This window comes from Streptomyces ureilyticus (assembly GCF_011045025.1).
Lineage (GTDB): Bacteria > Actinomycetota > Actinomycetes > Streptomycetales > Streptomycetaceae > Streptomyces > Streptomyces ureilyticus.
Window position 1 is genome coordinate 1 of record NZ_JAAKZX010000285.1, and the last position, 9863, is coordinate 9863.

The 9863-nt window shown below is 70.8% G+C and carries 7 protein-coding genes, 3 pseudogenes and 1 riboswitch; of the genes and pseudogenes, 8 read left to right on the top strand and 2 right to left on the bottom strand.

Annotated elements, in window-relative coordinates:
• The 3 genes and pseudogenes from G6048_RS43775 to G6048_RS43785 all read left to right on the top strand — a co-directional run.
• Positions 1–388, top strand: a pseudogene (locus G6048_RS43775) (hypothetical protein); the annotation flags it as partial.
• A gap of 75 nt (positions 389–463) precedes the next feature.
• Positions 464–2007, top strand: a pseudogene (locus tag G6048_RS43780) (fused MFS/spermidine synthase).
• A complete protein-coding gene (locus G6048_RS43785; protein ID WP_165345189.1) occupies positions 2004–2876 on the top strand; it encodes a hypothetical protein in 873 nt (290 codons plus the stop codon). Before G6048_RS43780 ends, G6048_RS43785 begins: the two are co-directional and overlap by 4 nt.
• Before the next feature lie 163 nt (positions 2877–3039).
• On the opposite strand, the gene G6048_RS43790 is transcribed toward G6048_RS43785, so the two are convergent.
• Positions 3040–3645, bottom strand: coding sequence for a helix-turn-helix transcriptional regulator (locus G6048_RS43790; RefSeq protein ID WP_165345190.1), 606 nt, complete (start codon positions 3643–3645; stop codon positions 3040–3042).
• Between the two features lie 98 nt (positions 3646–3743).
• Here G6048_RS43790 and G6048_RS43795 point away from each other — a divergent pair, with 98 nt between their 5' ends.
• Both G6048_RS43795 and G6048_RS43800 read left to right on the top strand, forming a co-directional pair.
• Positions 3744–4757 (top strand): NAD(P)/FAD-dependent oxidoreductase, encoded by a 1014-nt coding sequence (locus G6048_RS43795; RefSeq protein ID WP_165345191.1) that lies wholly within the window; start codon positions 3744–3746, stop codon positions 4755–4757.
• 115 nt (positions 4758–4872) lie between these two features.
• Positions 4873–6492 (top strand): MFS transporter, encoded by a 1620-nt coding sequence (locus G6048_RS43800; RefSeq protein ID WP_165345192.1) that lies wholly within the window; start codon positions 4873–4875, stop codon positions 6490–6492.
• 57 nt (positions 6493–6549) lie between these two features.
• On the opposite strand, the gene G6048_RS43805 is transcribed toward G6048_RS43800, so the two are convergent.
• Complete coding sequence (locus tag G6048_RS43805; protein WP_165345193.1) at positions 6550–7239, bottom strand: phosphotransferase; 690 nt, start codon at positions 7237–7239, stop codon at positions 6550–6552.
• An 88-nt stretch (positions 7240–7327) separates the two neighbouring features.
• A riboswitch (cobalamin riboswitch) is annotated at positions 7328–7417 on the top strand.
• A 124-nt stretch (positions 7418–7541) separates the two neighbouring features.
• Here G6048_RS43805 and G6048_RS43810 point away from each other — a divergent pair.
• From G6048_RS43810 to G6048_RS43820, 3 genes and pseudogenes are all read left to right on the top strand, one after another.
• Positions 7542–8795: a prenyltransferase/squalene oxidase repeat-containing protein gene (locus G6048_RS43810; RefSeq protein ID WP_165345194.1), complete on the top strand. Its 1254-nt coding sequence runs from the start codon at positions 7542–7544 to the stop codon at positions 8793–8795.
• A 59-nt stretch (positions 8796–8854) separates the two neighbouring features.
• Positions 8855–9499 (top strand): SCO2322 family protein, encoded by a 645-nt coding sequence (locus G6048_RS43815; protein WP_165345195.1) that lies wholly within the window; start codon positions 8855–8857, stop codon positions 9497–9499.
• Positions 9500–9513: 14 nt separating this feature from the next.
• A pseudogene (locus tag G6048_RS43820) lies at positions 9514–9863 on the top strand (energy-coupling factor transporter transmembrane protein EcfT); the annotation flags it as partial.

A 9863-nucleotide genomic window follows, 5' to 3' on the forward strand; every position in this document is an offset into this window, starting at 1 on the left:
GCACTCGGCGTTCACCCGGGCGCGCTCGCCGCCGAAGGCCGCGCGGATCTGGGTGAACATATCGCCGGGCACGGTGGTGACCACATCGATGCTCAGGCTCGGCCGCAGCCCGTACTCGATCGCCTTCTTGCCCGCTTCTTCTCGCGTACGGGAGTTGCTGACCCACCACGAGTCCCGCCTGACCGGCCTCCTCTCCCTCCTCACGACCCCCCTCACCCCCTGGCAACTCGCCGAACTCATGGAGTGGAACCGCCCCTGGCCCCAAATCCCGTACGCCTCCCGCAACATCGCGGTCTCGGAGGCCGAGGCCCATCTGCGCCGACTGGTGAAGCTGGGGCGCGCGGAGGCGGTTACGGGGAGCGATCCGGTTACTTATGTGGCGGTATGAGGGCGGGGGCTAGCGCGCAGCGCGGCGGCTGAGGATTTCCGCAACGCTGTTCGGCCCGCGCGTCGCGATGCGAGGATGTCGCCCGTGACCGGAACGTCTTCCTCGCCCGTCGCCGAGGGCACGCCTCGCAACCAGGGCCTGGGGGCCCGGGCCGCCGCCATCCTTGTCTTCGGGTCCTCGGCCGCGGTCCTGGTGGTCGAGATCGTCGCGCTGCGGCTGCTGGCTCCCTATCTCGGCCTCACCCTCGAAACCAGCACGATGGTGATCGGCATCGCCCTCTCCGCGATCGCCGCCGGCTCCTGGCTGGGTGGGCGCATGGCCGACCAGGTCGATCCGCGTCGGCTCATCGGCCCCTCGCTCGGGGTGTCGGGAGCGGTCGTGGCGCTCACCCCCGCGGTGCTGCGCAGCACCGCGGAGTGGGCGGCACCGCTGCTCTTGCTGATCGCTGCGGGGACCATCCTCGTGCCGGGCGCGCTGCTCTCCGCGGTGACGCCGATCGTGACCAAGCTGCGTCTGACCAGCCTCGCCGAGACCGAACCGTGGTCGGCCGGCTGTCCGGCGTCGGTACCGTCGGCGCCATCGTCGGCACCGTGCTCACCGGCTTCGTCCTCGTTTCGCGGTTGCCGGTCAGCGGCATCCTGATCGGCCTCGGCACGCTGCTGGTGGTCGGTGGCGGGCTGGCCGAGTGGCGTACGCGCGGGTGGACCGGCACCCCCGCCCTCACCCTCGTGGTCGTGGCCGGCGGCCTCGCCACCACGGTCGCCCCCGGTGCCTGCGACACGGAGACCAAGTACCACTGCGCACGGGTCGTCGCGGACGCCGACCGGGACGGCGGCCGCACCCTCATCCTGGACGGCCTGCGGCACTCCTACGTCGACACCGACGACCCGACCTTCCTGGAGTTCGAGTACGTACGTGCCATCGCGTCGGCGGTCGATTCCGCCTTCCCCGAACGCGAGCCACTGACCGCCCACCACCTGGGCGGCGGCGGGCTCACTTTTCCCCGCTATCTCGCTGCCACCCGGCCCGGGACGCGCAGCCTGGTCTCCGAGATCGACAACGGCGTCGTACGCATCAACCGCGAGCAACTCGGTCTGCGATCGGGAACCGGCATCGACGTACGCGTCGAGGACGGCAGGCTCGGCCTGCGGCGCGTGGACGACGGCAGTCGTGACCTCGTCGTCGGCGACGCCTTCGGGGGCGTCAGCGTGCCGTGGCACCTCACCACGGTGGAGGCGATGAGGGACGTACGGCGGGTGCTCAACGAGAACGGCCTGTACGTCGCCAACCTCATCGACCACGGGAGCATGGCCTTCGCACGCGCCGAAGTAGCCACCCTCAGCGAGACGTTCGAGCACGTCGCCGTCCTCGGCGAAGCCGCCGACATCGGCCTCGACCCGACCGCCACCCCCCTGGGCGGCAACCTGGTGGTGCTCGCCTCCGACCGACCGATCGACGTACGGGCGACCCAGGAAGCGCTGGACTCCCGGCAAACCGGCTGGAAAATCGCCACCGGTGACGACCTCACCTCCTGGATCGGCGACGCCCAACTCCTCACCGACGACTACGCACCCGTCGACCAGCTCCTTGAGCCGTACAACCCGCAGAGCATCCGGTGACAGGTGGTTGGCGGGTCGAGGTGCTCGATCACCAACTGCTGGACGGCCCCATGTGGGACGAGGCGCGAGAAGCCGTCCGGCCACTGGCGCAGAGCGCGCAGCCGGTAGTCCTGGCCGACATCGGTGACGGCCGGATCGTGGCGGACGGCCAGGACCTCGCCAGGCTCGGCGCGGACGGACGCGAGGAGTGGCGTCACCACTGCGCGGGGAAGCCGCACGAGGCCCATGTCTCCGCGGACCGCCTGCTGGCGCTGACGTATTCGCTCGACTACCACGCCTGGGGGTTCCTCGGCCCCGCGCTGCTCTTCGACCTGGACAGCGGACGGCTGATCACCGAACTGCGCGGCGAGCGAGGCGTCGCCGTGGACGGCGGACGGTTCCTCCTCGGCCTGGAGGGCTACGACAACTTCGACACCTGGCTCCACGACCGGGACGGCACCCTGCTGACCACGTGGCGCAGTTACGGCCACTACGTCCCCGACCCGGACGGAACAGTCCGTGTCGTGGAGTGCGAGCGGAAGCTCCCCACCGCCTCACGCGTCGTACGACTGCTGCCGGACGGAGACATCGAACACGGCCCACGACTGTCGGACTCCACGGTCCCGAGCCCCGTCGTCCTCCCCGACGGGACGATCGTGCTGCTCGACGCGGGCGTGCTACGAGCGGTGGACCACCAGCTCCAGGACACCGTCCTGGCCGAGCTGTTCCCCGTACCTCCGCGCGAGACGTGGCGCTTCTCCGGCGAACTCTCCCTGACGGGCGACCGGTTGACGGTGACGCTCAGGGAGCGGTCGACCGAGGTACCGATCAGCTATGGGACGAGGACGTGGACCCTGTCCGTCGTGGGCCGACACCACGTCGGTGAGTGAACTACGGTCGCTGAGCGCCGTACGCGACCACGTACTGACCCTGCCTGCCTCCGCCTCGGTCTGCCCACCGCGTACGCGAAGGGGTCGGACCGGCTGCCGCCTGCTGCCACAGAGCCTCTCCATGGGGCGCCCGTGCGCTCCCTCGACCGGACCGAACTGGCGGCTACGGACTGGTGCCTTGCGCCTCGCTGTCGCTGTTCTCGCGCTGATCGTCGGTCTCGCGATGTCCGCGGCGGGCGTCGCGGTCGAAGATGAACATGATCTCGCAAGGGCCGCCCTCGGCGCCGATGGCGTGCGGCATCATGGTCGGGAACTCGGCGGCCTGGTTGGTCTCGATGCGGAAGCGGCGGTGGCCCAGCATCAGGATCGCGGTGCCGGACAGCACGACGAGCCATTCCCGGCCCGGGTGGGCGCGCATCTTGGAGGGACTGTCGGGCGGCGGCTCGGTCAGCCGCTGACGCATGACGCTCATGGCCGGGTCGCCCTTCATCGGCCAGCTCAGACGGTGGGTGCCGTGGTTCATGGGGCTGATGACGACATCGTCGGCCGCGTTCTCGACGAGTTGGTCGAGGGTGGTGTCCAGGGCGCGCGCCAGGGCGACGAGTTGATCCAGCGCCAGGCGGCGTTGGCCGTTCTCGATGCGGCTCAGCGAGGACTGGCTGAGGTAAGCGCGGGTGGCCAGTTCCTCCAGGGACAAGCCCTGTGCGACCCGCAGAGCGCGGATCCGTTTGCGCACGAGGCTGTCCAGCGCACCATCTTCTTGCGTCATAGGCAACATTGTATGCCTCTGATGCAACCCACGCTTAACGTCGAAGACAGATGACCCGGAACAGCCGGGGCCGCGCACGACAGAAAGGGCGCGAGGAGATGTCCGTGCAGACTTCCGCGTACGTGAGCGACGCACTGCCTGGTGAAACCATGGACGCCGTGGTGATCGGCGGCGGCGCCGCAGGCCTGAACGGTGCGCTGATGCTCGCCCGCTCCCGCCGCTCCGTCGTCGTGATCGACAGCGGCATGCCCCGCAACGCGCCGGCCAAGGCCATGCACGGCTTCATCGTGCTGGACAGTATGCCGCCCACCGAGATCCTTGAGCGCGGCCGGGAGCAGGTGCGCCAGTACGGCGGCCGGGTCGTCGTCGGCGAGGTGGCCTCGGCCAAGCCTGCCGTCCCGTCGGCCGACGGGGATCTGCGTTTCACCATCACCCTGGCCGACGGCCGGACCATCACGGCACGCCGTGTGCTCGTGGCCACCGGCCTGCGGGACGTGCTGCCCGACGTTCCCGGGATCGCGGAACACTGGGGACACAGCGTCGTGCACTGCCCGTACTGCCACGGCTGGGAGGTACGTGACGAGCCCCTCGGCGTCCTCGCCACCGGCCCTGCATCCATCCACCACGCCCTGCTGTTCCGTCAGTTGACCGACGACCTCGTCTACTTCTCCCGCGGCACCGCACTCGACGAGAACACCCGCGCGCGCTTCGCCGCCCGGGGCATCCGTATCGTCGACATCCCCGTGGAAGAGGTCGTGAAGGCCGACGACGGCGGTGTCGCGGGCGTGCGCCTGGCCGACGGCGCGTTCATGGCCCGCCGCTTTCTCGCGGTCGCCACCCAGATGCGGGCCCGCACCGAGGGCCTGGACGGGCTGAAGCTGCCGTTGGAGGACCTGCCCGACGGCATGGGCCGCCGCTTCGCCTCCGGCATGGCCGGAACCACCGAGGTGCCCGGGGTGTGGGTGGCCGGCAACGCCACCGACCTGACCGCCCAGGTCGGCGCCTCCGCCGCGGCCGGCGCCCTGGCCGGATCCCACATCAACGCCCTGCTGGCCACGGCCGACACCGACGCGGCCCTCGCCGCAGCCCAGAGCGGTACCGCCACCGCCTGATATCCGCGGCACGCACTGCCGCGTCTTCCATCTGCATTCCGGCGTCGGGGCAGGGTCCGACGCCGAGTTCCCCCATGCCCTTTTCAAGCCTTTCCGAGCCTTTCGAGAGGAATCCATGAGTACGAACCAGCCCGCACAGGGAGCCGCCGCCGTAGCCGGCGGCGAGGGCGGCACACCGGACGCGCGTCAGCTGCGCACCATCCTGATCGCCGTCTCCATCGCGCTGATGGCGGTCATCGCGTCGGTGTCCGGGCTGAACGTCGCCCAGACCCACATGGCCGTCGAGTTCGGGGCCTCACAGAACACGGTTTTGTGGATCATCAACATCTACACGCTGGCCCTGGCCGCGCTGCTGCTGCCGCTCGGCGCGATCGGTGATCGCCTGGGCCGCAAGCCCATGCTGATCGCCGGACTTGGCATCTTCGGTGTCGCACACGTCGTGGCGGGCCTGGCCCCGACCGCCGAGGTCATGATCGCGGCCCGTGTGGCCAGCGGTATCGGCGCCGCGATGATCATGCCGATCACCCTTGCCGTCATCACCTCCACCTTCCCCGAGGAGCAGCGCGGCAAGGCGATCGGCGTATGGACCGGCGTCGCCGGAGGCGGCGGCATCCTGGGCATGTTCCTCTCCGCCCTCCTGGTCGATGTCGCGGACTGGCGCCGGCTGTTCGTGCTGCCGGTAGCACTGGTCATCGTGGCCCTGGGCATGACACTGAAGTCGGTGCCCAACTCCCGTGAGCGCTCGGCCCATTCCTTCGACACCATCGGCGCGCTGGTCTCCACCGTCGCCGTGATCGGCCTCATCTTCGTCTTGCAGGAAGGACCCGAGCGCGGCTGGACCGCCCCCGCGACGCTGATCAGCCTCGCCGTCGGCCTCATCGCCGGCATCGGCTTCGTGGCCTGGGAGCTGCACCGCCGAGACGCGTCACTGCTGGACGTACGTCTGTTCCGGGAGCGCGGCATGGCCGGCGGCTCGATCACGCTACTGGTGGTCTTCGGTGTCCAGGCGGGCATCGCCGTGGTCCTGTTCCCGTTCTTCCAGGCGGTGCTCGGCTGGTCGGGACTGCTGTCGACGGTGGCGATGATGCCGATGGCCCTCATGATGATGGTGACCTCCGGCCTGGCCCCCAAGACGGCCGCCCGCATCGGCGCACGGTCGACCATGGCCGTGGGCATCGCCGTGGCCGGTGCGGGCCTGGTGCTGATGGCCCTGTTCGTCTCCGTGGACGGCGGCTACCTGACCATCCTGCCGGGCATGCTCGCCATGGGCATCGGCATGGGCCTGTCCATGACGCCTTCCACCGAGGCCATCACCGGCGCGCTGCCGCGTGAGAAGCAGGGCGTCGCCTCCGCACTCAACGACATCACCCGCGAGTTCGGCACCGCACTGGGCGTCGCCATGCTGGGCGCGCTCCTGTCCGCCGGCTACCGCAGCGCGATGGACAACCGGCTGCACGGCGTCCCCCAGGGGCCCGCGGACACCGCCCGCGAAGGCATCGCCAACGCCGTCGAGGTCTCGGGCAGCACCGGCTCGCACGCGCAGCAGATCGTCCATGCCGCCCAGCAGTCCTTTGTCGACGGCTGGCAGCAGGCCATGTGGGCAGGCGTCGCCGTCATGGGTGCGCTGTTCGTCTACATCGCCCTGCGAGGCCCGAAGAACCCCGTCCCCGTGGCGGTGGACGAGGCCGAGGCTGGGGCCGAGGCCGAGGCCGCCGAGACGATCGCCGCCGGATGATCGCGTAGGAACTCCGGCCTGAACAGAGGGCCTCTTGGATGCAGGCCAGGGCGGGGGCTAGCTCAGTAGCGTACGGATCAACTCCTCTGCATCACCGAGTAGTTCGACCTCCCTGGTCGTCATGGTCACATTGGCGGCACGCCGCCGACGGGCATCCGCCAGGCCCTCGTCCGTCACGGCGCGCTCGTTGCCGTCGAGCAGCGCGGCGAGTATCGCCCGGGCCGGCTCCGCCAACGGGTCGTCGCCGACCGCGACTTGGGCGAGTATCACTGCCGACATGCCCCAGTCCAAGCCGGGTGGGCCTTCCTCCGAGTTGGCCCAGTCGATCACTCGCGGACCGGCTGGAGTGAGCATCACGTTGTCCGGGTGCAGGTCCAGATGCAGGACTCGGACCGTGGGGTCGGTGGAGAGGCGGGGTGGCAGTGCGTGCAGGTCACGGAGCAGGCGCGCGAGTGTGGCTCCGGCATCCCGGGGGTCGATCAGACCATCGCCGAAGGCCTGCAGCATGGTTGGTCCGGAGAGGCGCTCCATCATCAGGTCGGTGCGCTTGTGCGTTGGCCGCACGCGTGGCACCGGGTAGCCGTGGCCGCGTACGTACTCCATGACGGCCGCCTCGGCGGGCGCGTCGCCGTAGCCGTCGCGGTAGCGGCGTAGCACCCACGTCCCGTCCTCGGGCTCGTCGAGCGCGTACACATCCGCCGTGCGGCCGGAGCCGAGCAGAGGGCCGAGCCGTAAGTCGCTTCTCATGCGCCGAACCTATCGGCGCCGCACAGCCGGGCCTCAGCGTCTCGATACGGGCCGGTACAGTTAACAGGTCGTCATCACACCCGTACGGGGGGAAGCCGGTGCAAAACCGGCGCTGACCCGCAGCCGTGAATCGTCCGCAGTCCGCAGTCTCGACAGCGGGCGGTGAGCCGGAATGCCCCGTACGGACGTGACCGGCTCGACGTCACCGGGAACCGCCGGTGACGGGCACCGTCGAGGCATACGGAGCCGAGCCGCCCGGGGCTCTGGGCTGCCCGGCTCCCCGTAGGGAGAACCCGCCGATCATGAATGTCCGCCGTAGCGCCGCCGTACTGGCCGCCACCGCCGTGATCGGTGCGGCCTTCGCGCCGGTCGCCCTCGCCGCCGAGTCGCCCTCCCCGTCGCCGTCGCCGACCAAGGAGTTGCCCACCGGGCTGTTCGGCAGCGCGGATCCGACGTACGACGGCGTCTGGCGGCAGTCGCTCGCGCTGCTCGCTCAGCACACCGTGGGCGCGCAGCCCGCGCCGGAGGCCGTCGACTGGCTGGTCGGGCAGCAGTGTGAGAGCGGGGCGTTCGCGCCGTATCGCGCCGACACGAGCGTGAAGTGCGACGCCAAGACGCCGGTCGACACGAACAGTACGGCCGCCGCGCTCCAGGCTCTGGAGGCGCTCGGCGGGCACGGCGCGGCGGTGGACAAGGCCGTGGCCTGGCTGAAGTCCGTGCAGAACAAGGACGGTGGCTGGGGCTACGCGGCAGGCGGCGCGAGCGACACCAACTCGACCTCTGTCGTGATCGGCGCGCTGGCGGCCGCGGGCGAGAAGCCTCAGGAGGTGCTGTCCAAGGGCGGCGAGTCCCCGTACCGGGCGCTGCTGGCGCTGTCCGTCCCCTGCGACGAGGACGGCGGGGGCGCGTTCGCCTTCCAGCCGGACAAGAAGGGGAAGCTCGCGGCGAACGCCGACGCGACGGCGGCGGGCGTACTGGGAAGCCTGGGCAAGGGGTTCGTGACGAAGTCCGGGAAGACCGCGGCAGGGGACGCCGCGTGTGCCGACGGTGGGGACAAGGTCACGCCCGAGGACGGTGCGCGCAACGGCTCCGCCTATCTCGCGAGCGCGGTCGCCAAGGACGGCTACCTGAAGTCCGCCCTCGCCGGCGCCGAGGACCAGCCCGACCACGGCAACACCGCCGACGCCGTCGTCGCGCTCGCCGCCGCGGGCCGGACCGCCGAGGCCGGGACGTCGCTCGCGTGGTTGGAGAAGAACTCCGCTGACTGGGCGGCACAGAACGGCCCCGCCGCGTACGCGCAGCTGATCTTCGCGGCGCACGCGACCGGCACGGACCCGCGCGACTTCGGCGGCGCCGACCTGGTGAAGCAGCTCGGCGCGACCGGCCCGGAGGGCTGGAACGCCACCGCTGCCGACACCGCCGCCCCCAGCAAGGAGAAGGAGCAGGACGAGAACGGCGGCGTCAGCGTCTGGTGGATGGTCGGCGTCGGCCTCGTCGGCGGCATCGGCGTCGGCTTCCTGATCAGCACCCGCAACAAGAAGCAGCCGAAGCCGTGATCCGCCTCCGCCGCCGTACAGTCCTGCTGGTCCTGGCCCCGCTGTTCGCCGTCCTCCCCATGCTCGGCTCGACGGGGCAGGCGCACGCGGCCGGTTACCGCTACTGGTCCTTCTGGGACCGCGACGGCGACACCTGGGTGTACGCGACCCAGGGGCCGTCGATCGTCCGGCCCTCCGACGGCGATGTCCAGGGCTTCCGCTTCTCGGTGAGCGAGAACTCGCAGGACTCCGCGAAGCCGCGCGGGGCCGCGGAGTTCGCGACGATCTGCGCGAAGACGCCCGCGCGGGAGGATTCGAAACGGGTCGCCCTCGTACTCGACTTCGGCACGAGCGCGGACGCGCCGTCCGGCGAGACGCCGCCCCGTGCGCGTACGGCCTGCGCCCGCGTCCCCGAGGACGCGACGACGGCGGACGCGCTCGCCACGGTCGCCAAGCCGCTCCGCTACGACACGAACGCGCTCCTGTGCGCCATCGCGGGCTACCCGCACACGGGGTGCGGTGAGCCGGTCTCAGCCGCAGACCCGACGACTACGCCTTCGGCCACGCCTCGCGATACGAGTGCCTCCGGCGAAGGCAACTCCAGCGAGTCGGGCGGCGACTCCGCCGATCAGGGCCCGTCGCTCGGCCTGGTCGCCGGCATCGGGGCGGTGGCCGTGCTGGGCGCGGCAGCGGTCTGGCAGACGCGTCGCCGACGGCGCGGCTGACGGATGGGTGCGTGATGAGCGAAGTCAGCAGTGCGGCCGTGGGCAACCGTTCCGCGCCCGGTGGAGCCCGACGTCAGTGGCCGCTCAGCCCGCCCCAAGCGACCCGCTCCAACGCCCTCCACCCAGGCGCCTGGTGGCTCTGGGCCCTCGGTCTCGGCACCGCCGCCTCCCGCACCACGAATCCCCTCCTCCTCACCCTCCTCATAGCGGTAGCGGGCTACGTAGTAGCCACCCACCGCACCCAATCCCCCTGGTCCCGCTCCTACACCGCCTTCGTCAAACTCGCCCTCGCCGTACTCGCCATCCGCCTCGTCTTCGCCGTCTTGCTCGGCTCCCCCATCCCCGGCACCCACACCCTCGTCAC